Annotated in this window: 22 protein-coding genes; 8 read left to right on the top strand and 14 right to left on the bottom strand. The window is 70.7% G+C overall.

Features of this window, described 5'->3' with window-relative positions:
- Window positions 1-23: 23 nt before the first annotated feature.
- The 8 genes from ACFWBF_RS00110 to hemL form a co-directional block, all read right to left on the bottom strand.
- On the bottom strand, window positions 24-584 hold the full coding sequence (locus tag ACFWBF_RS00110) for an SRPBCC domain-containing protein (protein ID WP_385592657.1): 561 nt from the start codon (window positions 582-584) through the stop codon (window positions 24-26).
- Between the two features lie 25 nt (window positions 585-609).
- On the bottom strand, window positions 610-1,692 hold the full coding sequence (gene ccsB / locus ACFWBF_RS00105) for a c-type cytochrome biogenesis protein CcsB (RefSeq protein ID WP_385228381.1): 1,083 nt from the start codon (window positions 1,690-1,692) through the stop codon (window positions 610-612).
- The gene (locus ACFWBF_RS00100; RefSeq protein WP_385592654.1) at window positions 1,689-3,431 is read right to left on the bottom strand and encodes a cytochrome c biogenesis protein ResB; all 1,743 of its coding nucleotides are present in this window, start codon (window positions 3,429-3,431) and stop codon (window positions 1,689-1,691) included. The genes ccsB and ACFWBF_RS00100 overlap by 4 nt, the downstream gene beginning before the upstream one ends.
- Before the next feature lie 11 nt (window positions 3,432-3,442).
- Entirely contained in the window at window positions 3,443-4,216 is a 774-nt protein-coding gene (locus ACFWBF_RS00095) for a cytochrome c biogenesis CcdA family protein (protein WP_385228387.1), read from the bottom strand.
- Window positions 4,217-4,220: 4 nt separating this feature from the next.
- A complete protein-coding gene (locus ACFWBF_RS00090) occupies window positions 4,221-4,859 on the bottom strand; it encodes a TlpA family protein disulfide reductase (protein WP_385592651.1) in 639 nt (212 codons plus the stop codon).
- A gap of 83 nt (window positions 4,860-4,942) precedes the next feature.
- On the bottom strand, window positions 4,943-6,163 hold the full coding sequence (locus ACFWBF_RS00085; RefSeq protein ID WP_385593196.1) for a hypothetical protein: 1,221 nt from the start codon (window positions 6,161-6,163) through the stop codon (window positions 4,943-4,945).
- 174 nt (window positions 6,164-6,337) lie between these two features.
- Complete coding sequence (locus tag ACFWBF_RS00080; RefSeq protein WP_385228393.1) at window positions 6,338-7,012, bottom strand: histidine phosphatase family protein; 675 nt, start codon at window positions 7,010-7,012, stop codon at window positions 6,338-6,340.
- A complete protein-coding gene (gene hemL, locus ACFWBF_RS00075) occupies window positions 7,009-8,331 on the bottom strand; it encodes a glutamate-1-semialdehyde 2,1-aminomutase (RefSeq protein ID WP_385592648.1) in 1,323 nt (440 codons plus the stop codon). Before hemL ends, ACFWBF_RS00080 begins: the two co-directional genes overlap by 4 nt.
- A 295-nt stretch (window positions 8,332-8,626) precedes the next feature.
- Between hemL and ACFWBF_RS00070 the strand changes: the two genes are divergently transcribed.
- Window positions 8,627-9,064: a hypothetical protein gene (locus tag ACFWBF_RS00070; protein WP_030161262.1), complete on the top strand. Its 438-nt coding sequence runs from the start codon at window positions 8,627-8,629 to the stop codon at window positions 9,062-9,064.
- Window positions 9,065-9,272: 208 nt separating this feature from the next.
- On the opposite strand, the gene ACFWBF_RS00065 is transcribed toward ACFWBF_RS00070, so the two are convergent.
- Window positions 9,273-9,452: a zinc-binding dehydrogenase gene (locus ACFWBF_RS00065; RefSeq protein ID WP_385592646.1), complete on the bottom strand. Its 180-nt coding sequence runs from the start codon at window positions 9,450-9,452 to the stop codon at window positions 9,273-9,275.
- 139 nt (window positions 9,453-9,591) lie between these two features.
- Between ACFWBF_RS00065 and ACFWBF_RS00060 the strand changes: the two genes are divergently transcribed.
- Window positions 9,592-10,329, top strand: coding sequence for a Mut7-C RNAse domain-containing protein (locus ACFWBF_RS00060; protein WP_385592643.1), 738 nt, complete (start codon window positions 9,592-9,594; stop codon window positions 10,327-10,329).
- 19 nt (window positions 10,330-10,348) lie between these two features.
- Here the strand turns inward: ACFWBF_RS00060 and ACFWBF_RS00055 are convergent, their stop codons facing one another.
- Window positions 10,349-10,849 (bottom strand): hypothetical protein, encoded by a 501-nt coding sequence (locus tag ACFWBF_RS00055; RefSeq protein ID WP_385592640.1) that lies wholly within the window; start codon window positions 10,847-10,849, stop codon window positions 10,349-10,351.
- 111 nt (window positions 10,850-10,960) lie between these two features.
- Here ACFWBF_RS00055 and ACFWBF_RS00050 point away from each other — a divergent pair, with 111 nt between their 5' ends.
- Window positions 10,961-11,293 (top strand): YnfA family protein, encoded by a 333-nt coding sequence (locus ACFWBF_RS00050; protein ID WP_385592638.1) that lies wholly within the window; start codon window positions 10,961-10,963, stop codon window positions 11,291-11,293.
- Window positions 11,294-11,357: 64 nt separating this feature from the next.
- On the top strand, window positions 11,358-12,119 hold the full coding sequence (locus ACFWBF_RS00045) for an SDR family oxidoreductase (RefSeq protein ID WP_385592635.1): 762 nt from the start codon (window positions 11,358-11,360) through the stop codon (window positions 12,117-12,119).
- A gap of 21 nt (window positions 12,120-12,140) precedes the next feature.
- Here ACFWBF_RS00045 and ACFWBF_RS00040 read toward each other — a convergent pair whose 3' ends face one another.
- Window positions 12,141-12,821 (bottom strand): polysaccharide deacetylase family protein, encoded by a 681-nt coding sequence (locus tag ACFWBF_RS00040; RefSeq protein WP_385592632.1) that lies wholly within the window; start codon window positions 12,819-12,821, stop codon window positions 12,141-12,143.
- Between the two features lie 41 nt (window positions 12,822-12,862).
- The gene (locus ACFWBF_RS00035) at window positions 12,863-13,855 is read right to left on the bottom strand and encodes a hypothetical protein (RefSeq protein ID WP_385592629.1); all 993 of its coding nucleotides are present in this window, start codon (window positions 13,853-13,855) and stop codon (window positions 12,863-12,865) included.
- A 305-nt stretch (window positions 13,856-14,160) separates the two neighbouring features.
- Between ACFWBF_RS00035 and ACFWBF_RS00030 the strand changes: the two genes are divergently transcribed.
- Window positions 14,161-15,027: an LAGLIDADG family homing endonuclease gene (locus ACFWBF_RS00030; RefSeq protein ID WP_385592626.1), complete on the top strand. Its 867-nt coding sequence runs from the start codon at window positions 14,161-14,163 to the stop codon at window positions 15,025-15,027.
- 40 nt (window positions 15,028-15,067) lie between these two features.
- On the opposite strand, the gene ACFWBF_RS00025 is transcribed toward ACFWBF_RS00030, so the two are convergent.
- Window positions 15,068-16,261: an RtcB family protein gene (locus ACFWBF_RS00025; RefSeq protein ID WP_385592624.1), complete on the bottom strand. Its 1,194-nt coding sequence runs from the start codon at window positions 16,259-16,261 to the stop codon at window positions 15,068-15,070.
- A 172-nt stretch (window positions 16,262-16,433) separates the two neighbouring features.
- Between ACFWBF_RS00025 and ACFWBF_RS00020 the strand changes: the two genes are divergently transcribed.
- The 3 genes from ACFWBF_RS00020 (at window position 16,434) to ACFWBF_RS00010 (ending at window position 19,615) form a co-directional block, all read left to right on the top strand.
- Window positions 16,434-17,252, top strand: coding sequence for a DUF3558 domain-containing protein (locus tag ACFWBF_RS00020; protein ID WP_385592621.1), 819 nt, complete (start codon window positions 16,434-16,436; stop codon window positions 17,250-17,252).
- Between the two features lie 127 nt (window positions 17,253-17,379).
- Window positions 17,380-18,147, top strand: coding sequence for a DUF3558 family protein (locus ACFWBF_RS00015; protein WP_385592618.1), 768 nt, complete (start codon window positions 17,380-17,382; stop codon window positions 18,145-18,147).
- A 91-nt stretch (window positions 18,148-18,238) separates the two neighbouring features.
- Window positions 18,239-19,615: a DUF2637 domain-containing protein gene (locus tag ACFWBF_RS00010; protein WP_385592615.1), complete on the top strand. Its 1,377-nt coding sequence runs from the start codon at window positions 18,239-18,241 to the stop codon at window positions 19,613-19,615.
- Between the two features lie 13 nt (window positions 19,616-19,628).
- Here ACFWBF_RS00010 and ACFWBF_RS00005 read toward each other — a convergent pair whose 3' ends face one another.
- Window positions 19,629-20,912, bottom strand: a complete 1,284-nt coding sequence (locus ACFWBF_RS00005; RefSeq protein ID WP_385592611.1) for a serine hydrolase domain-containing protein — start codon at window positions 20,910-20,912, stop codon at window positions 19,629-19,631.
- Window positions 20,913-20,975: the final 63 nt, after the last annotated feature.

The following is a 20,975-nucleotide window of genomic DNA, read 5'->3' as shown; positions in this document are numbered from 1 at the left end:
GGTGACGCCGGGCGCCAGGGCGGCTACGCCCTGGCGGCTGCCGCCACCGCGGCGGCCGCGTACGCCTCGCGCAGCTCCGCCCAGCGGGCGTCGTTCCACAGGGGCCGGTCCGCCGGGGCGCCCGCCGGGCTGCCCGCCAGGGCGGATTCCAGCAGCTCGAAGTGGTGGTGCCAGCCGGCGAGGCTGTCGAGGCGGTCCGCCTCCGTCCCGCCGCGCTCGTTGACGAAGCGCACGACCGTGGAGTCCGTCCCCACCGGCTCCAGATGGAAGCGGATCCGCCCCTGCTCGCTCACCGTGTACTCCACGACCCGTTCGGTGTCCCAGGCCGTGATCCGCCCGGTCACCGTGGCGCCGGTGTTCAGCCGGCGCAGCGTGACGGCCCCGCCGAGGCGCCGTTGCAGCACCTCGGCCGTCGCCAGCCAGCCGCGCAGCCCGTCCGCCGTGGAGAGGGCGGGCCACAGGGCCTCGTAGGCGTACGGCAGGTGCGGTTCGAAACGCAGCAGCCAGCGGTCCTCGCCGCCACCGTCACCCCCACCGTGACGGCCGAGGGGGCTCTCGCTGGTGCCCTGACTCACAGGAGGCATGACACCAGCGTCCCACTCCCGCCGGTCAGACGCCCGCGTACGAGTGCTTGCCGTTGAGCAGGATGTTCACGCCGTAGTAGTTCCAGATCCAGCAGGCGAAGGCGAAGAGCGCGAGGTACGCGGCCTTGCGGCCCTTCCAGCCGGCGGTGGCCCGCGCGTGCAGGTAGCAGGCGTACGCCACCCACGTCACGAAGGACCAGACCTCCTTGGGGTCCCAGCCCCAGTAGCGGCCCCAGGCGTCGCCGGCCCAGATCGCGCCCGCGATGATCGTGAAGGTCCACAGCGGGAAGAAGGCCGCGTTGATCCGGTACGAGAACTTGTCGAGCGTGGCCGCCGCCGGCAGCCGCTCCATGACCGAGGTCGCGAACCGGCCGGGCTTGCCGCCGCGCGCGAGCTTGGACTCGTACCCGTCGCGGAAGAGGTACAGGACCGTGCCGGTCGCCCCGATGTAGAAGACGGCGCCGCAGATGATCGCGGTCGAGACGTGGATCCACAGCCAGTACGAGTGCAGCGCGGGCACCAGCTGGTCACTGTCGGTGTAGAGCCAGGTGGTGGCGATGCCGAGGTCCAGCAGGACGGTGGTGACCAGGATCAGGCCCATCCAGCGGACGTTCTTCTTCAGCGCCAGCAGGATCAGGTACGCGCCGACGGCCACCGTGGAGAAGGTGAGCGAGAACTCGTACATGTTGCCCCAGGGGGCCCGGTTCACCGACAGCGCGCGGGCGAGGACGCCGCCCGCCTCGATGAGGAAGGCCAGCGCGGTCAGCGAGACCGCGATCCGCCCGTACAGGTCGCCCTGGACGGTGCCGCCGGCCGCGCCGGGACCGTCCGGGACGTCGCGGGTGCCGGAGGCCGAGCGCGTGACGACCTTGGGCTTGTCCAGGACGGCGGTGCTCCCGCCCTTCGCCCGCACCTGCACGGCGGGGGCGTCGGCCGTCTTGGCGCCGGTCAGCGCGGCGGCCGTACGGCCCACCTTGCTGCGGCTGCCGAAGATCCACTCGGCGATGTGCGCGAGGAATGCGAGCGTGTAGACCGCCATCGACGAATAGATCAGCACATTGCTGATGTGCGCCAGGTTCTCGTTGGCTGCGGCTGCGAGCGGCGTCATCCGCGCTCCCCTTCAACGGTTTCTTCGACAGGATCAGGCGCCATGGGCGCCTGCTGGTTGAGCGCGACGGCGAGCAGCGTCAGCTCTTCCGAGAGCCGGGCGGACTCGCTTCGACCGAGGCCCGCCATCTCGATGACGGTCACTCCGTCCTTGCCGGACACCGCGCGGACCCAGATCCGGCGGCGCTGGATGAACAGGGATGCGGCCAGGCCCCCGATGGCCGCCACCGCGCCCGCGAGCGCGAGCCCGCTGCCGGGCTGCCGGGTGATCGAGAAGGTGGCCCATCGCTCGATGCCTTCGAACTTCACGGTGCCCGCGCCGTCCGGCAGGGTCATCGTCTCGCCCGGCTGCAGCAGCTGCGAGAACGGATCGCCGTTCTCCTTCTTGAACTGCTGCATCTTGGCCGTGTCCAGCTGGTACACGTTCTGCGGCAGTCCCGCGTCGACGCCGAGGCTGCCGTGGAACGCGTTGAGGGCGAGCACCGGGAAGTCCGCCGCCGGGAACTGCGAGAGCATCGTGCCCTGGCCCTTGCCGGCGAAGGTCGGCACGAACCGGGCGGAGAAGCCGAGCTGCTCCTTCTCGCCGCTCTTGTTCCGGTAGCCGTCCGCGACCTTGACGGCGCCGGCCGAGGTGAGGTTCGCGTCCTGGGGCAGCATCGGCACGGCGTCCCGGTAGACCACCTTGCCGCTGGGGTCGGTCACCGAGATGACCGGCGCGTAGCCGTGGCCGAGCAGGTAGACCTTGGAGCCGTCGACCTCCAGGGGCTTGTTGACCTGGATCTCGCGCTTCTGCGGCGTGCCGTCCGCGCCGTCGCTGAAGGTGACGTACGCCTTGAAGTCGCGCGGGGTGCCCTTCTGCGGGCCGCTCTTCTCGTACGTGGCGTCGAACTTGTCGAGCGTGAAGGAGAAGGGCGGCAGGTCGTCGGAGCTGAAGAGGCTGCCGTGCTTGAAGTCGTCGTACTGGGTGAGCGTGTTCGAGAAGCCCTTGCCGCGCAGGACGAGCTTGCCGCCCTCGGACTTGAAGAGCTGACCGGTGGCGAAGGCCACCAGCAGCACGATCAGGGCGATGTGGAAGGCCAGGTTCCCGGCCTCGCGCAGATAGCCCTTCTCGGCGGCGACCGAGTTCCCGCCCGGCTCCGTGCGGAATCGGCGGTCGCCCAGGAGCGTCTTCGCGTGCGCGAGCACCTCCTGCGGGGACTTCTCCGTACGCCAGGTCGTGTACGCGGGCAGCCGGTCCAGCCGCTTGGGGGCGCCGGGCGGGCGGCCGGTGAGCTGGCCGACGAACTGCCAGGTGCGCGGCACGATGCAGCCGATCAGCGACACGAACAGCAGGATGTAGATCGCGGAGAACCACACCGAGCTGTAGACGTCGAAGAGCTGGAGCTTCTCGGCGAGCGGCACCCAGAACTCGTGGGTCCTCTTCCACTCCGCGACCTTCATCGCGTCGACCTGGGTCTGCGGGACGAGGGATCCGGGGATGGCGCCCAGGGACAGCAGGAAGAGCAGGATCAGCGCCACCCGCATGGAGGTGAGCTGGCGCCAGAACCAGCGGGCCCAGCCGATCACGCCGATGCCGACGGCCGGCCCGGTGGGGCTGTCCTCCAGCGGGGCGGTCGACAGCTGCGCGCCGGCCGCCGCGTCGGCGGTGGCTTCGGCGGTCGCCTCGGCGTCGGCCGCGGCTGTGTCCACGGCGGATTCGGAATGCGGCGCCTCGGTGGACGCCTTGTCGGTCGTACTCATTGCTTAAGTCCTCAGATCCCCACCGTGAAGCCCTGGGTCCAGCTCTGCGTTTCGCTGATGAGGGTGCCCCACCAACCTGTGACGAGCAGCAGACCGGTCAGGATCAGCATGCCGCCACCGATGCGCATCACCCACGCATAGTGCTTCTTCACCCAGCCGAACGCACCGAGCGCCTTGCGGAAGGCGACCGCGGTGAGGATGAAGGGCAGGCCCAGCCCCACGCAGTAGCCGACCATCAGCAGCGCGCCCCGGCCGGCGCTCGCCTGGTCGAGGGAGAGCGTGTTGACGGCGGCGAGGGTCGGCCCCATGCAGGGGGTCCAGCCGACGCCGAAGAGCACACCGAGCAGCGGAGCACCGATCAGGCCCGCCGTCGGCTTCTTGTGGAAGCGGAACTCCCGCATCGTCAGACCGGGGATCGCGCCCATGAAGAACAGCCCGAGCAGGATCACCAGCCCGCCCATGACCTGGGAGATGATCTCCTTGTGCAGCGAGAGGGTGTTCCCGAACTGCCCGAACAGCGCCCCGGTCGAGACGAAGACGGCCGTGAAGCCCGCGACGAACAGGCTCGCCCCCGCCAGCATCCGGCCGCGCCGCGCCTCGGCGAGGTCGGCCCCGCCCACGCCGGTCACGTACGAGATGTAACCGGGGACGAGCGGCAGCACGCAGGGGGAGAAGAACGAGACCAGCCCGGCGAGCAGCGCGATCGGCAGCGAGACCAGCAGCGCCCCGTTGAGGACGGTCTCGTTCACACCGGTCGCCTCGGCGGCGAGGACGTACTCGACCACGAGGTCACTGCTCCGCGAGGAGCGGGTCGATCATCTTGTGCAGCTGCTCCGCGTTGACCGCGGCAAGGGTGCGGGCGGCGATCTTGCCCTCCTTGTCGAGGACGATCGTGGAGGGGATGGACTGCGCGTTGAGCGTGCCCTTGGGGAAGCGGAGCATCAGCTTGCCGTCGGGGTCGTAGAGGCTCGGGTACGTGATCTGGAAGTTCTCTTCGAAGGAGGCCGCGTTCTGCTTGCTGTTGTCGCGGGTGTTGAGGCCGACGAAGGCCACGTCCTTGCCCGCGTCGGCGAGCTCCTTCGACACCTTCGCGAAGTACGGCGCCTCGGCGCGGCACGGCGGGCACCAGGAGCCCCAGACGTTCAGGACGACGACCTTGCCCTTGAGGGCGGTGGTGTCGAGGGACTTTCCGTCGACGGTCTCGCCGTCGAGCTTGGGCGCCTCGTCCCGCTCGCCCTTGGCGACGGTGGAGATGCCGCCGGGGCCCGTCACGTAGTTGCCGCCGGCGGAGCCGGAGGATTTGCCGGCGGAGTCACCGCACGCCGTGAGGGTCAGGGCGCTCGCGAGGGCCACCGCGGTCAGCAGGGCGGCACGGCCGCTGGGCGAGCGGCGGCTACTTCGACGGGCACGGGCGCGGCTAAGGCTCATGTGAAAAGTTTCGCATGAGCGATTTGCGGATCTTCCGCGCCCCCCGACGGTGTGTTAAGCCGCTGGTCAGCCACAGCAGGGCGCTACGCGAGATACGTGTGCCAGCCACCGGTCGGCGACTGGCCCGGCGCGAGCTCGCGCAGCTTGGTGAGGATCCTGCCGTCCTGGACGTCGAGCCAGTCGGTGAACTGCCGGAAGGACACGAGCCGTACGTCCTTTTTGTCCGACATGCTCTTCAGGGCTTCCTCGACGGCGTCCATGTAGATGCCGCCGTTCCATTCCTCGAAGTGGTTGCCGATGAACAGCGGCGCGCGGTTGGTCTCGTACGCCCGCTTGAAGCCGCCGAGGTAGGAGGCCGTGGCCTGGGTGCGCCAGGCCGGGTAGTTGGACGGGACGCCTTTGGTGGTGCTCTTGGACTGGTTGGCGAGGATGTTGTAGTCCATCGACAGCACCTCGAAGGAGTGCCCGGGGAAGGGCAGCGCCTGGAGCGGCAGGTCCCAGATCCCGGCCCTGCGCACCGGCCACTGCTGGAGGCCGCCGGGCGAGGAGGCGTCGTAGCGCCAGCCGAGCTTCTTGGCGGTCGGCAGCAGGTTGTCCTGGCCGAGCAGGCAGGGGGTGCGGGCCCCGGTCAGCTCCTTGCGGTAGTCGAAGGGCAGCGGTTCGAGATCGGTGAAGCCGGTGTTGGTGCGCCAGTTGGTGACGAACGCCACGGCCTGGTCGATCTCGCTCTGCCAGTCGTCCGGGGTCCAGCGGCCCACCGAGCCGGAGCCGCCGCAGAAGTGGCCGTTGAAGTGGGTCCCTATTTCGTGCCCGTCCAGCCACGCCTCGCGCACGTACTTGAGGGTGTTGCGGACGTTCTCGTCCTTCAGGTACCCGATGTCGGAGGCCCCGACGGGGTTGTTCGGCGGGTGGTAGAGGTCCTTCTTCGACTCGGGCAGCAGGTAGATGCCGGAGAGGAAGAAGGTCATGGCCGCGCCGTGGTCCTTGGCCAGCTTGAGGAAGCGCGGGAAGAGGCCGTTGCCGATCTCGCCGGCGCCGTCCCAGCTGAACACCACGAACTGCGGCGGGGTCTCCCCCGGCTGGAGCGGCACGGGCGCGGCCGGCTGGTGGGGCTGCGGGCCGGTGTCGGCGGTGGAGCCGTCGCCGATGGCCTTGGCCGCCGGCTTCTCGCCGGGCCTGGGGTTCTTGATCGGTCCGGGGCTGCCGGGCTCGGACCCGTCCGGGGAGCCGCAGCCCGCGATACCCACCGCGGCGGCAGCCCCGAGTCCGAGTCCCAGCACACCCCTCCTGCTGAAGTCGCGCATGTCACCGTCCCGGTCGTCACTCGCGAAGCCCACGTTGAATTCCATATAAACGGACAATTCTTCGCGGCTCGCGACACTGGAACGGTGATTCCCGGCGCAACTTGTATTTATTTAGGTAAAGCTGTAACGGTTCGTAACAGCGTGTCGATCAAGACCGGCGCGCGTCACGGACCGTCAGGCCCCGAAGGCCTTGGACTTCCCCTTGACCGGCTTCGCCCCCGCCAGCAGATGCGCCGGGACCAGGTCACGCGCCGGCTCGCTGTAGCCCACCGACACCAGCTTGTCGCCCTGGTACGTGAACGACGTCAGCGAGGCCAGCGTGCACTGCCGGCGCCGCGGGTCGTGCCACAGCCGCCGCTTCTCCGCGAAGCTGCGCACGATCCAGATCGGCAGCTGGTGGCTGACCGCCACCGCCTCGTGGCCGCGGGCCGCGTCGCGCGCCGTGTCCAGCGCGCTCATCATCCGTACGACCTGCTCGACGTACGGCTCGCCCCAGGACGGCTTGAACGGGTTCGTCAGGTGCTTCCAGTTCTCCGGCCGGCGCAGCGCGCCGTCCCCGACACCGAAGGTCTTGCCCTCGAAGACGTTGCCCGCCTCGATCAGCCGGCCGTCGGTGGCCAGGTCCAGGCCGTGCACCTTCGCGATCGGCGCCGCGGTCTCCTGGGCCCGCTCCAGCGGGGAGGACACGACGTGCGTGATGTCCCGGCCCTGGAGGTGCTCGGCGACCCGGTCGGCCATCTGGCGGCCGAGCTCGGAGAGGTGGTAGCCCGCGCGGCGGCCGTAGAGGACGCCCTCCGGGTTCTCCACCTCGCCGTGACGCACCAGGTGGACAACGGTGATGTCGCTCATGCGGTCGCCTCCGCGGCGGCTCGGGCGGCGGCGGGCAGGGCGGCCGCGATGCGCTCGACCGCCCGCTCGTCGTGGGCGGTGGACACGAACCAGGACTCGAAGGCCGACGGCGGCAGGTACACGCCCTGCGACAGCATCGAGTGGAAGAAGCCGTTGAAGCGGAAGGCCTCCTGCTTCTTGGCCTCGTCGTAGTTGCGCACCTCGTCCTCGGTGAAGAAGACGGAGAACATGTTGGACGCGGTCTGCACCCGGTGCGCCACGCCCTCCTTGCCGAGCGCCGCGGTGACCAGGCCCTGGATCTCCTTCGAGACCGCGTCGACCTTCTCGTACGCCGCCCCGTCCAGCAGCCGTAGCTGCGCGAGACCGGCGGCGGTGGCCACGGGGTTACCGGACAGGGTGCCCGCCTGGTACACGGGCCCGGCGGGCGCCAGGTACCCCATGACGTCGGCGCGGCCGCCGAAGGCCGCGGCCGGGAAGCCGCCGCCCATGACCTTGCCGAAGGTCATCAGGTCCGGCTTGACCCCGTCGACCCCGTACCAGCCGGCGCGGCTCGTACGGAAGCCCGTCATGACCTCGTCGGAGATGTACAGGGCGCCGTTCTCGCGGCAGAGGTCGGCGAGCCCCTGGTTGAAGCCCTCGGCGGGGGTGACGACGCCCATGTTGCCGGGCGCGGCCTCGGTGATCACACAGGCGATCTCACCGGGGTGCGAGGCGAACGCCGCCCGCACCGCTTCGAGGTCGTTGTAGGGGAGCACGATCGTGTCCGCGGCCTGCGCGCCCGTCACACCGGGGGTGTCGGGCAGCGCGAAGGTCGCGAGCCCCGACCCGGCGGCGGCCAGCAGCGCGTCCACGTGGCCGTGGTAGCAGCCGGCGAACTTCACCACCTTGGCGCGGCCCGTGAACCCGCGGGCCAGCCGGATCGCGGACATCGTCGCCTCGGTGCCCGAGGACACCAGGCGAACCTGCTCCACGGGCTCGATGCGCGCCACGATCTCCTCGGCGAGCGCGACCTCGCCCTCGCCGGGCGTGCCGAAGGAGGTGCCGCGGGCGACGGCGGCCTGGATGGCCTCCACCACGGCCGGGTGGGCGTGGCCGAGGATCATCGGCCCCCACGAGCAGACCAGGTCGACGTACTCGCGGCCGTCGGCATCGGTCAGGTACGGACCGGTACCGGACACCATGAACCTGGGCGTTCCGCCCACGGCGCGGAAGGCGCGCACGGGAGAGTTCACGCCGCCAGGCGTCACGAGGGACGCGCGGTCAAAGAGAGTCTGCGAGACTTTGGCTTCATACGGGTACGGGTAGCTCACACCAGCCATGGTCTCAGAGGCCGCGACTGACTTGCGGACGGGCGTTTCACCGCGCCGCCCGGGGGGAGGTCACTGCCATGATGATCAGGCTGCGTGGCGGGGGTCACGGGGCCGGGGCAGGCAAGACCAGTCGGGTGGAGATATGCAACGCGGTGGTGGACCGGGCGAGGGCACGGACGGCCTGGACCCGCAGCGCGCCCGTGAATCCCGTCGCCGCGGCAAGCACCGCCGCCGCGCCACGGACGCGGCCGAGCCCGACGCGGGCCCCGAGCTGGAGTCCGACGGCCTCCCCAAGGGCCGCGGCATGGGCGTGACGTACAAGTACTTCGGCGCCCCCGACGGCGCCACCGCCGCCCGCGTCCCGGTGACGATGCGGCCGGAGGAGCTGGGCGGCGACGAGCTCGGCATGGGCGGCCTGTTCACCAAGATCAAGCCGGAGACGGTGGCCGCGATGGTCCTGACCGGCATCGAGGGCATACCCCTGCACAAGGTGCCCCCGCTGGAACTGGTCGTCCTCCACCCCGACTACGCGGTGGTCAAACTCCCGATGACGGTGGTCGACCCGCTGCGCGGCATCGGCGAGGAGTCCGTCGGCGCGGCCGCCTTCATCTGGTCCACGGTCCCCGACCGCGGCGGCCCCCGCGATGCGTTCAACGTCTACCAGCTGCTCCACGAGTGGCAGGACTTCTCCCACCGCCTCCACGAAGCCGGCCACCAGCCGTACTGCCTGGTCTGGCCCTGACGCCGACGGCCCAACCCGGCCCCGCCGCCGTTTGACGCGGCCCGGGGTCCGGGCCGGCCGAGCGGCCCACCCGGCCCGAGGCGCATCCAGCCCCGCCGGCGATTGCGGCGCGGGGTCCCGCCGAGCAGCCCCGTCGGCACAGGCCGCATCCAGCCCCGCCGGCGTTTGAGGCGCGGGGTCCGGGGCGGAGCCCCGGGGGGGGCCGCCGTCAGGCCATCGTCGGGACGACTCGGCCGCGGGCGCCGCCCTTGGCCGGGCGGGCATGGGCAAGGCCCGCCTCCGCCAGGGGGTACGTGTCGGCGACCCGCAGCGCGAGCGCCCCCGCGTCGACCAGGGCCACCAGCCGCCCCAGGTGCGCACCATCCGCGGCCACCTCCTGTTCCGCCACCCGGATCCGCCGCTCCGCACCCGGCGCCGCACCCGGCCGCAGACCGACACCGCGAGACCTACGACGAAGCCGTGGCCGCCACCCCCGCCGCCCCGTAATTCACCCGCGCCGCCCGCCCGGGCAGTGGCATGCTGGCACCGTGAACGGACCCGGCATTCAGCTCACCCTCGCCCCCGAACTGCACGTCTTCGCCGCGCTCGCCCGGCGCGGCGAGCGCGTACCGACCACGACCGACGGCGCCTCCAGCCTCGGCCACGTCGTCGAATCGGCCGGCGTCCCGCTCACCGAGGTCGGCCACATCCTCGTCGACGGCACCGAGACACCCTTCTCGTACGTCCCCCGAGCGGGCGAGTCGGTCGAGGTGTTCGGGGTCGACCGCCCCCAAGCCGTCCCCGGCGCCCCGCTCCGCTTCCTCCTCGACGTCCACCTCGGCACCCTCGCCCGCCGCCTGCGCCTGCTCGGCGTGGACGCCGCGTACGAGAACGAGGACCCCGGCGACCCGGCCCTGGCCTCCCGCTCCGCCGCCGAGCAGCGCGTCCTGCTCTCCCGCGACCGCGGACTGCTGCGCCGCCGCGAGCTGTTCGCGGGCGCGTACGTCTACAGCGACAACCCCGACGAGCAACTCCGCGACGTCCTCGGCCGCTTCGCCCCGGCCCTCGCCCCCTGGACCCGCTGCACCGCCTGCAACGGCCCGCTCCGCCGGGCCACCAAGGACAGCGTCGGCGACCGCCTCGAGGACGGCACGCACCGCTCGTACGACGTGTTCGCCCAGTGCGCCGACTGCGAGCGCGTGTACTGGCGCGGAGCCCACCACGCCCGCCTGGAGCGCATCGTCGGCGAGGCCGTCGCCGAATTCGGCGGCGTGGCCACGCCGTAGTGCCGGGGCCGGCACCAGCTCAGAACGCGTACGCGTCGCCCGTGTCCAGCGCCAGCACCACGTGCTCGTTGTTGGCGTGGTTCCGGTCGGTCGCTCCGCCGTTCCACCACGTGTCGATCCGCACCACCACCTCGGGCTCCCTCTCCCGCAGGTCCAGTACGAGCCCGACGTGCCGCCCGCGCCCGTGCAGCGGCAGTTGCCCCGTCTCGCACACCACCTCGCGCAGCCCGGCCCGGGCGCAGCCCCCGGCCAGCGCCTGCCGGTCCGCGAGGTCGGCCGACAGCCGCACCCGCAGGGTGGCGTTCGCCAGCGCGGCCGGGCCCTCGTTCTCCGGGACCAGCCAGATCCGCAGCCGCCCGTGGGCCAGGGCGACCTGCCCGTGGTACGCCACATCGGCCTCGGGCCCGGCCGACGCACCGGCCGACGCACCGGCCGGCCCGGCCCCGGCCCCGCCCAGCACCAGCAACCCGGCCACCACCACACTGCGTACGACACCTCGGCGCACCGCGACCACCTCCACGCGCGGACGCTAGTCAGCCCACCCGTCCGCCGATCGGACCATCACACGAATGAGGGCGAGCCGCCCCCCATTCGCACGCACCCGCCCGGCCCCCTGCGTACGCTTCAAGCCATGGTGATCGCCCGCTCCGCAGCCCTCTTCGTCCTCGCCGCCGTCCTGGAGATCGGCGGCGCCTGGCTGGTCTGGCAGGGCGTGAAGGAGCACAAGGGCTGGGCCTGGATCGGCGCCGGGGTCATCGCCCTCGGCCTCTACGGCTTCGTCGCCACCCTCCAGCCCCAGGGCGATTTCGCCCGCGTCCTGGCGGCCTACGGCGGAGTCTTCGTCGCCGGGTCCCTCGTCTGGGGCATGGCCGCCGACGGCTACCGGCCCGACCGCTGGGACGTCGCCGGCGCCCTCGTCTGCCTCGCGGGCATGGCCGTGATCATGTACGCGCCCCGGCGCTGACCCCACCTATGCTGGCGAGGAATCGCCCGTACGAACGAACGAGCAACAGCGAGGAGCCCCGCACATGAGCACGGCCACCCGAACCGCCGTAGTCACCGGAGCGAGCAGCGGCATCGGCGCGGCCACCGCCCGGCAGCTCGCCGCGGCCGGCTACCACGTCGTTCTCACCGCCCGCCGCAAGGACCGCATCGAGGCCCTCGCCGCCGAGCTCACCGATGCCGGGCGCCAGGCGACCGCGTACGCCCTCGACGTCACCGACCGCCCCGCCGTCGACGCCTTCGCCGCCTCCCTGGAGCGCTGCGACGTACTCGTCAACAACGCCGGCGGCGCCATCGGAGCCGAGCCCGTCGCCACCGGCGACCCCGCCGACTGGCGCACCATGTACGAGGTCAACGTCATCGGCACGCTCAACGTCACCCAGGCCCTGCTCCCGGCCCTGACCGCCTCCGGTGACGGCACGGTCGTCGTCCTGTCCTCCACCGCCGGGCACTCCACGTACGAGGGCGGCGCCGGCTACGTCGCCGCCAAGAACGGCGCCCGCGTCCTCGCCGAGACCCTCCGCCTGGAGATCGTCGGCCAGCCCGTCCGCGTCATCGAGATCGCCCCGGGCATGGTCAAGACCGAGGAGTTCGCCAAGACCCGCTTCCGCGGCGACGCGGCCAAGGCGGAGAAGGTGTACGCGGGCGTCCCCGACCCCCTCTCCGCCGACGACGTGGCCGACACCATCACCTGGGCGGTGACCCGCCCCAGCCACGTCAACATCGACCTCCTCGTGGTCCGCCCCCGCGCCCAGGCCTCGAACACGAAGGTCCACCGCGAGCTCTGACCCCCGGGTCGACGAGCCCCGTCAGACGAGCCCGGCCGCCTTCAGGTGCGGCATGAGGGCCGCCGGCTTCAGCCCGGCGGCCCTCGCCGCGTCCAGGGCCCGCTGCAGGTCCGCCGCCAGCGTGGGCGTGAAGTGCAGCAGCACGATGTCCCCGGCCCGCAGCCGTGGCGTCGGAGGCGTCTGGCTCCAGGTGGTGAAGTCGTACGTCCACGTCACGAGGGCCTTTACCCCGCACGCCTTGGCCGCGGCCCGCACCTCGTCGTTCAGGGCCCCGTACGGCGGCCGCAGCAGCTTCGGCGTCTTCCCGAAGACCGCGTCCAGCTGCTCACCGGCCCCGCACACCTCGGCGTCCTTGCCGGCCGCGTCGAGGGTGGTCAGGTCGGGATGGTTGACGGTGTGGTTCTCGACGGTGGCCCGGCCCTCGTCGATCAGCCGGGTGAAGTAGCCGGTGTCGTAGGAGGCCGCCCCGGGCAGCAGGAACAGCGAGACCGGCACCCGCTGCTCCAGCAGGATCCGGGCGGCCTGCAGATCGTGGTTCCAGCCGTCGTCGACGGTGATGAAGACGACCTTCTCCCGGGTCGGCACGTGCGAGACGACGGGCGGCAGCCCCACCCCGGCCGGAGCCGCCCCGGCGGCCCCGGCGACCCCGAGACCGAGCGACAACGACGCGAACGCGGCAAGTAGCACGCGGGATCTCCACATGCCGCACACCTTGGTCTAGACCAACTCCGGCCGTCAATCCCCTAGCGGGGAGTTCCTTCCGCCGAAAGCAACGGCGCCGTCCGGGAGTTGCTGCCGACCACGTCGGCGGGACCGGCCTGCGGCACCTCGAAGGTCACCGTCACGCTGCGCCGCACGGTCGTGTCCCGCCACCACTTGTTCCCGCCGCCCAGCAGCGCGTCCACGTCCCTGAACCTGCCGGTCCCGTAGCGGAACGCCGCGTCCTTGCCCGACCAGTGGTCCGTCCGCCGGTAGGAGCAGGTGACCAGGGACTTGCCGTCCACCAGGCGCACCACCGGCAGCTCTTGGCCCACCACCTCGAAGTGGTACCGCCTCCTGGTGAAGTCCAGGTTCTCGTTCGCCTCGTTGTACGCCTTGACGATCCCGGTCGTCAGATCGCCCGGAACGAAGTGCTCGCTCTGCGGCTCCCCGTCCGGCGCGGTGAAGGTCATGTACTCCGCGTACCGCTCACACACCTCCCGGTCCGCACCGGCGGTCGGCGACAGCGTCACGGCCCCCGCCGCATCCCGGCCGACCGGGGCGATCTCCTTTTCGCGCGTCCCGAATCCCGCATGCCGGGAAGGCGTGTCCTCGTTCTGCTTTTTGATCGGCCCGTCGTTCACCCAGGAGCCGGCGGCCGCCTTCCACTCCCCGCCGGGCGCCTCCTGGACAAAGTAGTGCACGGCGGTCTCCCGGCCGGCGGGATTCCAGGACGACTTGCTCAGCACCACGAAGGAGCGCGGGTAACCCGGCTGGTCGCGTTCCGCGGGAATCAGGAACGACGGCTGGGTGTAGCGACTCTCCGTCGCGACCGGGAACGCTTGCTTCAGCTGCGCGTAACGGGCCCGGCTCGCCTCCAGCAGCGGCCCGGTCTGCAGCTTGGCGACCGCTTCCTCGTCGCGCCGCACTTCGGCGGCGAAGCTCTCCTCCGCGTACCGGTTGAAGACCTGCTCCGCCTGCTCCTTGCCGATCACCATCGCCGCGGTGGGCGACGGCGACGGCGGCGCCGCGGCCACGGCCCCCGCCTCCCCGTCACCCTTCGCGGAAGTACACCCGCCCACCCCGAGGACCACCGCCCCGACAACGCCCACCCACACACGCCGCCGACCGGCCGAGAACCCGCCCACGAACCATCCCCCCACAGCACCGACCCATCAAAACCCCGCCGAATGAAATCACGCCCGCGGACACCCGCACCGGCCGCCCCAGCCAGAGACGTTTCACATTCCGTCACACGTTCGAATGAAGGGTGTGAGAAGCCCTGAAATCCCCCGGAGACCAGACCTAGGTTCGATCACAAAGCAAACGACCCCCGCCCGGGATGGCCCTCCCGACCGAGGGCCTCACCAGCAAGGAAAAGGGCTTCCTCGTGGCTGATCAGGACCCTAGCGCCCCCATGCGCTTCATGGACCTCCAAGACCCCCGCTACGCCTACATGTTCGGCTTCCTCCAAGCCGACGGGCACCTCGCAAGGGGCCGGGGACAAAAGGGCAGGCTCACCGCCGAAATCAACGCGCGGGACATACACATCCTTCGCGAGTTCCAGCAGCTCACGCCCTACTACAGCTCCATCACCGAACGCGTCCGACAAACGAACTTCGCGGCGAATCACCACTCGGCGACCTGGACCGTCTGCTCACTCGAAGCCAGGACCACCGTCAACGAGCTCGGGATTCCCTACGGCAAGAAGTCGCTGAGCATCAAGCCCCCGCGCACCGGCTTCTCACACGTCGACTACCTGCGTGGGCTCATCGACGCCGACGGATCGCTCGGCTGGACTGCCCAAGGCTTCCCGTTCCTCTCCTTGACCTCGGCCAGCACCGCCATCGCCGCCTACCTGTGCCACTACGGCAAGAAGATCACTGGCATCGATCGCACCATCTCCCGCAACCAGCGGGATGGCGTGTACAACGTCTGCTACTACAAGGAGACGGCACAGCAGCTCGCTGCGCACCTCTACTACGACGGCTGTCTCGCCCTTGCACACAAGAAGGCCAATGCGGGCGCAATCCAGTCTTGGGTTCGACCTGCGGACATGAGGGTCGCACCGCCACGACGACGCTGGACCGCAAACGACGACCGGGAGTTGCTGCGGCTGAACGACCCCGCAGCAGCCGGTGTCGCCCTCAACCGCACCGCACAGAGCTGCTCCATGCGCCTGTGGCGCCTACGTACAGGAAAGACCTGAGAACAGGCACAGAAGAGCCCCGGACGACTGCACGCAGGCCTCAGCCCTTGATGCAGATGACCTGCTTGAGCTTCGCCACGACCTCGACCAGGTCGGTCTGCTGGTCGATGACCTGCTCGATCGACTTGTACGCGCCCGGGATCTCGTCCACGACGCCCGAGTCCTTGCGGCACTCCACGCCCTTGGTCTGCTCCGCCAGGTCCCGCGCCGAGAACCGCTTCTTCGCGGCCGTCCGGCTCATCTTCCGGCCCGCTCCGTGCGAGGCCGAGTTGAAGGACTTCTCGTTGCCGAGGCCCTTCACGATGTACGAGCCCGTGCCCATCGAGCCCGGGATGATCCCGTGGTCGCCGCTGCCGGCGCGGATCGCGCCCTTGCGGGTGACCAGCAGGTCCATGCCGTCGTACCGCTCTTCCGACACGTAGTTGTGGTGACAGCTGATCTCGTGGTCGAAGGAGACCTTCGCCTTCCGGAACTCCTTGCGGATGACCTCCTTGAACAGGCTCATCATCACGGCCCGGTTGTACTTCGCGTACTCCTGCGCCCAGAAGAGGTCGTTGCGGTACGCCCGCATCTCCGGCGTGGCCGCGAGGAAGACCGCGAGGTCACGGTCGACGAGGCCTTGGTTGTGCGAGAGGCCCCGAGCGACGTTGATGTGGAAATCCGCGAGTTCGTTCCCGATGTTGCGCGACCCCGAGTGCAGCATGAGCCACACCGAACCGGACGCATCGATACATACCTCACAGAAGTGATTCCCTTGGCCAAGGCTTCCCATTTGCCGCATGGCCCGGTCCCGCCGGAACTTCACCGCGTCCGCGATGTAGTCGAACCGCTCCCACAAATCCCCGAACCCCGCCTCCGGGAACCCGTACAGCCGCGCCGGATCCACCGCCTCGCGGTGCATGCCCGCCCCCACCGGAATCGCGCGCTCGATCTTCGACCGGAGCCCCGACAGGTCGCCCGGCAGGTCGTTCGCCGTCAGGGAGGTCTTCACCGCCGACATGCCGCAGCCGATGTCCACGCCCACCGCCGCCGGGCAGACCGCGTCCTTCATGGCGATGACCGAGCCGACCGTCGCGCCCTTGCCGTAGTGGACGTCCGGCATGACGGCCAGACCCTTGATCCACGGGAGGGTGGCGACGTTGCGGAGCTGCTGCATCGCGCTGTCCTCGACCGACGCCGGGGCGGTCCACATCCGGATCGGGACCTTCGCCCCGGGCACCTCTACATACGACATTTAGGCCTCAATACCCCGTCAACCACAGAAAAGTCTGAATACGCAAAAAGCCTCGCTCTTGGCCCCATAAGCGACAGAGGACCGGCGCCAGCACCAGCGTGTGCGATAGACATTGTGTCCATCCGCGCCCGAACCGCGGCAACGCATTTTTTCCCGAGGGGAGCCAATCGACGTGCAGCGCAAGGCAGTACGGCAAGTCCTGCCCGGCATCGCGATGCTCGGCGCGCTCGTGGCCGGCCTCGCCGGGTGCAGCAGCGGCAGCGGCGTCGGGATCACCTCCGACGCGAAGGCCGGCGGCAACGCGGGCGCCGTCGCCCAGCCGGGCAAGTACCGCAGCCTGCCCTCGCCCTGCAAGGCCGTCGACGGCAAGCGGGTCAGGACGATGCTCCCGGCCGCCGAGGAGCTCACCGACCAGCAGCGCGAACAGCTCTACGCCGGCGCCGCGGACGCCTCGTACGACGGCGACCGGAACGTGGGGTGCCGCTGGAGCGCGCAGACGCCCGAGGGCACCCGGCTGCTGTCGGTCGGCTTCGAGCGGGTGGTCTCCTACGACCGGACCGCCGCGAGCGACGACGACAAGGCCAAGCAGGTGTACGTGCGCCGGCTCACCGACGCCCACCTGCCCTTCCCTGGGGTCGTGACCTCCCCGATCCCCTCCTCCCCGCCCCCCTCCTCCTCGGCCCCGGCCCAGGGCGGCAGCCCCTCCGGCACCCCGTCCGGCTCCCCCTCCCCCTCCGCACCCGTCGAGCTCGGCTCCCGCGTCCTGGCGGGGCTCGGCGACGACGCCTACCTGGAGGACAAGCTCAGCGCGGCCGGCGCCACCGCCGCACAGTCGCGCACCGTGCGGATTGTGTTCCGTACCTCGAATGTCCTCGTCACCGTCGAGTACAGCGTGCAGCCGTCGCTGCCCGGCACGGTCCCGCCGAGCGGTGAAACCCAGGACAGGGCACGGCAGTTGGCGCAGGCGCTGGTCGACCGGTTCAACGAGTAGCCGCGCCGGTCACCAGGGGCGTACGGGGCCTGCGTGACGGCGCGCACAGCAGCCGGGCGCCGGGTCGGGCTACCGTTGCTCCGGTCCCGCGCCCGAATTAGGCAGTCCCCCAACGTCTGAAGGAACCATGCACCGATCAGCCTCGCGCCTCACCCGCGTTCTCGCCTGCGCAGCCGTCCCGGTGGTCCTCACGCTCGCCGGCTGCTCTTCCGACTCCGGCAAGGACTCGAACGCCGACGGCGGCAAGAAGTCCGGCTCCTCCGCTTCGTCCAAGCCGAACGCCAAGCCGTCGGCCGCCCTGGAGAAGGCGGCGTACGGCACGCTGCCGGACCCGTGCAAGGCGGTCCAGACGAAGACCGTCGAGACGCTCGTGCCGAAGGCGAAGGACAACAACGGCACGTCGGCCAAGTCGAACGACCTGGCCAGCCGCGCCAGCTGCTCCTGGAACGGCCTGGACGAGGGCGGCCTCCAGGGCTCGCAGTACCGCTGGCTCTCGATCTCCCTGGTCCGCTACGACTCGCTCGCGTCGGTCGGCACCGGCAACAAGCGCGCCGAGGACGAGCTGACCAAGCAGGTCGAGAAGGCGAAGGTCACCGAGGGCGCCTCGGACGTGAAGACGGAGCAGGCCGGCGGCATCGGCGACCAGGCGACGTCGATCACCTTCACCACCAAGAAGGACGGCGACTTCCTCAACAGCACGGTCATCGCGCGCACCCAGAACGTGGTCGTCACCCTCGACTTCAACGGTGCCGCCTACGAGGGCGCCGGCTCCCCGGACCAGGGCAAGATGCTCCAGGACGCCATCGCGGCGGCGAAGGAGACCGTGGCCTCGGTGGACGCGGCCAACCAGCACAAGCAGCCCGAGCAGCAGGCCTCGCCGACCCAGTCCCAGTAGCGGTGTCGCGGTGGGCGGACCGCTGGCGTCCGTTCACCCGTACGCGCGTACTCTGTGCCTGCCGTAGCTCGACAAGGGGAGGGGACCGCGGGTGGCCGCGATGCAGCTGACTCGTACCCACCGGATACTCATCGGTGTCGTGGTCGCCGGAGCCGTCGTCATCGCGGGCATCGGCTTCGCCGGTTCGTACGCCGCCGTCCGCTCGCTCGCCCTGCAGAAGGGCTTCGGCAGCTTCTCGCTGGTCTTCCCGATCGGCATCGACGCGGGCATCTGCGTCCTGCTCGCGCTGGACCTGCTGCTGACGTGGATCCGGATCCCCTTCCCGCTGCTGCGCCAGACGGCGTGGCTGCTGACGATCGCGACGATCGCCTTCAACGGCGCGGCCGCCTGGCCGGACCCGTTGGGTGTCGGCATGCACGCCGTGATCCCGATCCTGTTCGTGGTCACGGTGGAGGCGGCCCGGCACGCGGTGGGCCGCATCGCGGACATCACCGCGGACCGGCACATGGAGGGCGTGCGCATCACGCGCTGGCTGCTCTCCCCCGTGCCCACCTTCAAGCTGTGGCGCCGGATGAAGCTGTGGGAGCTGCGCTCCTACGAGCAGGCCGTCGCCATGGAGCAGGACCGGCTGATCTACCAGGCCCGCCTCCAGGCCCGGTACGGGCGGGCCTGGCGCCGCAAGGCCCCCGTGGAGGCGCTGATGCCGCTGCGCCTGGCCCGGATAGGCGTACCGCTCGCCCAGACCGCGCCCGAGGGCCTGGCGGCGGCGGGCATCGACCCGGTGCTGCTGCCCCCGGCCGCGGCGGCGGTCATGGGCGTGGGCGTCAAGGTCCAGACGGCCCCGGCCCCGGCCCTGCCGGCGGGCGAGACCGCGCCGCAGGACCAGCGGTACGCGCCGCAGCCCGAGGCCGGCCCCCAGCCGGAGCCGCAGCCGCAGCCCGAGCCGCAGCACGCCCCCGCGCCCTTCGCGGTGGACCCGACGGCCATGCCCGCGGCGCACAACAGCGCCTGGTTCGCGGCGCCGCTCGCACCGCAGGCGGCGTACGAGGGCGGTTACGACCCCCGGTACGTCGAGGGCCTGGAGCCGACCCCGGTCATGCCCCCGTCGGGCCCGGAGGGCTTCGAGGGGGGCCTTGAGCGGGGCTACGGGCAGGGCCTTGAGGCGCAGCCCGCGCAGCAGGGGCTGCCGGTACCGGCCCCCCGCCGGGAGGAAGCGCCGGAGGAGTCCGCCGGGGAACCCGAGGCACCCCCGTCGATCGACGAGATCAAGTTCGCCGAGACGGCGTACGAGGTCTTCCGCGCCTACATCGACGAGCACTCGCAGTTCCCGACCCCGGAGCAGGTGGACATACACCTCTCGGACCGCCACGGGGTGGTGCACCCGCGCAGTGCGTCGATGATCCGCAAGATGATGCCGGAGCTCAAGCAGCGCTACCAGCGCGACCTCGAGAACGAGCACATCGCCTAGTGCTGTGACCGCACTAGGACGACGGCGGGGTCGAGGGCTTCGGCTCCGAGACGGGCTTGGGCAGGAAGAAGACGTGGTCCGGGGTGACGATCTGCGTGATCGCCTGCCCGAAGAGGATGCTCGGTTCGAAGCCGTTGTGCGAGATGTCGGTGTTCGACAGGAACACGAGGGTGGCCTTCGACCCGGGCAGGTGGATCGTCAGCGACTGGTAGCCGGGCAGCGAGCCGTTGTGGCCGATCCAGCCCTGGACGTTGAAGATGCCCAGTCCGTATCCGGCGCCTTTGATTCCGGTGGGCTCGGTCTTCAGGCGCTGGGCCTGGGTGGCGGGGGTGAGGAGCGTGCCGTCGGCCAGGACACCGGCCCAGCGGCGCAGGTCCTGCAGGTTCGAGATCATCGCGCCGGCGGCCCAGCCCCAGGAGGGGTTCCAGTCGGTCACGTTCTCGACCTTGCCGGTCGCCGTCTGGTCGGAGTAGCCCTGGGCGTGCGGCTCGGGGAAGGCGGCGTTCGTGGGGAAGAGGGTGTGCTGGAGGCCGGCGCGCTTCACGACGTCCTGTCCGATGACGTCTTGCAGCGGGCGCCCGGTGACCTTCTCCACCACGAGTCCCAGCAGGATCAGGTTGGTGTTGCAGTAGTCGAAGCGCTCGCCGGGCTGGAACTGCACGCCGGGGCGCTTCCAGGCGTACGCCAGCAGCTCCTGGGGGGTGAAGCTGCGCTCCGGGTCGGCGAACAGGTCCTTCGCGAAGGTCTCGTCGGTGGTGTAGCTGTACAGCCCGCTGCGCATCCCGGCGAGTTGGCGCAGGGTGATGTGGTCGCCGTTCGGGACCCCGTCGACGTACTTGGCGATGGGGTCGTCGAGTCCGACCTTGTGCTGGTCGACCAGTTCGAGCAGGGCCGTGACCGTGAAGGTCTTCGTCTCGCTGCCGATGCGCGAGTAGAAGTCGGTGGACATCGGCTTCCCGGTGTCCTTGTCGGACACGCCGAAGGTGCGTACGTACTGGCCCTTGCCCGGCGCCCACAGGCCCACGATGACGCCGGGCACCTGGGTTTCGCGCATCACCTTGCGGATCGCGTCGTCCAGCTGCCGTGCGATCTCGGGTGTCAGTTGCGGGAACCGGGTGTCGTCGGCGGTGGGGCCCGTCGACACCGGCGGGCTCGGGGTCTCGGCCCCGTACGCCGCTGCGGCCGATGCCGGTACGGCCAGCAGCCCGGCGGTCGCCACGACCACCCAGGTACGGCGCAGTCGCCTGCTCCAGCAGCTCACGGCGGGCTCCTCCCACCAGGGGACGCGGATCTCCACCCACCAGAGTAGACACGGGGTGTCGGGACCCGCCTGCGGAAGGCCCGCACCCCCCCGGGGGGG

It is taken from the genome of Streptomyces sp. NPDC060028 (genome assembly GCF_042736725.1).
GTDB lineage: Bacteria > Actinomycetota > Actinomycetes > Streptomycetales > Streptomycetaceae > Streptomyces.
The sequence above is the reverse complement of the archived record's forward strand: the minus strand, read 5'-3'. Positions and strand labels throughout refer to the sequence as shown.

Excerpts from the sequence above, each read along its gene's own strand:
- ACFWBF_RS00100 (WP_385592654.1), bottom strand. The coding sequence starts at position 3,431 with ATGAGTACGACCGACAAGGCGTCCACCGAGGCGCCGCATTCCGAATCC.
- ACFWBF_RS00050 (WP_385592638.1), top strand. The coding sequence starts at position 10,961 with ATGGTGATCGCCCGCTCCGCAGCCCTCTTCGTCCTCGCCGCCGTCCTG.
- ACFWBF_RS00015 (WP_385592618.1), top strand. The coding sequence starts at position 17,380 with ATGCACCGATCAGCCTCGCGCCTCACCCGCGTTCTCGCCTGCGCAGCC.
- ACFWBF_RS00080 (WP_385228393.1), bottom strand. The coding sequence starts at position 7,012 with ATGAGCGACATCACCGTTGTCCACCTGGTGCGTCACGGCGAGGTGGAG.
- ACFWBF_RS00085 (WP_385593196.1), bottom strand. The coding sequence starts at position 6,163 with ATGCGCGACTTCAGCAGGAGGGGTGTGCTGGGACTCGGACTCGGGGCT.
- hemL (WP_385592648.1), bottom strand. The coding sequence starts at position 8,331 with ATGGCTGGTGTGAGCTACCCGTACCCGTATGAAGCCAAAGTCTCGCAG.
- ACFWBF_RS00030 (WP_385592626.1), top strand. The coding sequence starts at position 14,161 with ATGGCCCTCCCGACCGAGGGCCTCACCAGCAAGGAAAAGGGCTTCCTC.
- ACFWBF_RS00040 (WP_385592632.1), bottom strand. The coding sequence starts at position 12,821 with ATGTGGAGATCCCGCGTGCTACTTGCCGCGTTCGCGTCGTTGTCGCTC.
- ACFWBF_RS00025 (WP_385592624.1), bottom strand. The coding sequence starts at position 16,261 with ATGTCGTATGTAGAGGTGCCCGGGGCGAAGGTCCCGATCCGGATGTGG.
- ccsB (WP_385228381.1), bottom strand. The coding sequence starts at position 1,692 with ATGACGCCGCTCGCAGCCGCAGCCAACGAGAACCTGGCGCACATCAGC.
- ACFWBF_RS00070 (WP_030161262.1), top strand. The coding sequence starts at position 8,627 with ATGGGCGTGACGTACAAGTACTTCGGCGCCCCCGACGGCGCCACCGCC.
- ACFWBF_RS00045 (WP_385592635.1), top strand. The coding sequence starts at position 11,358 with ATGAGCACGGCCACCCGAACCGCCGTAGTCACCGGAGCGAGCAGCGGC.
- ACFWBF_RS00090 (WP_385592651.1), bottom strand. The coding sequence starts at position 4,859 with ATGAGCCTTAGCCGCGCCCGTGCCCGTCGAAGTAGCCGCCGCTCGCCC.
- ACFWBF_RS00110 (WP_385592657.1), bottom strand. The coding sequence starts at position 584 with ATGCCTCCTGTGAGTCAGGGCACCAGCGAGAGCCCCCTCGGCCGTCAC.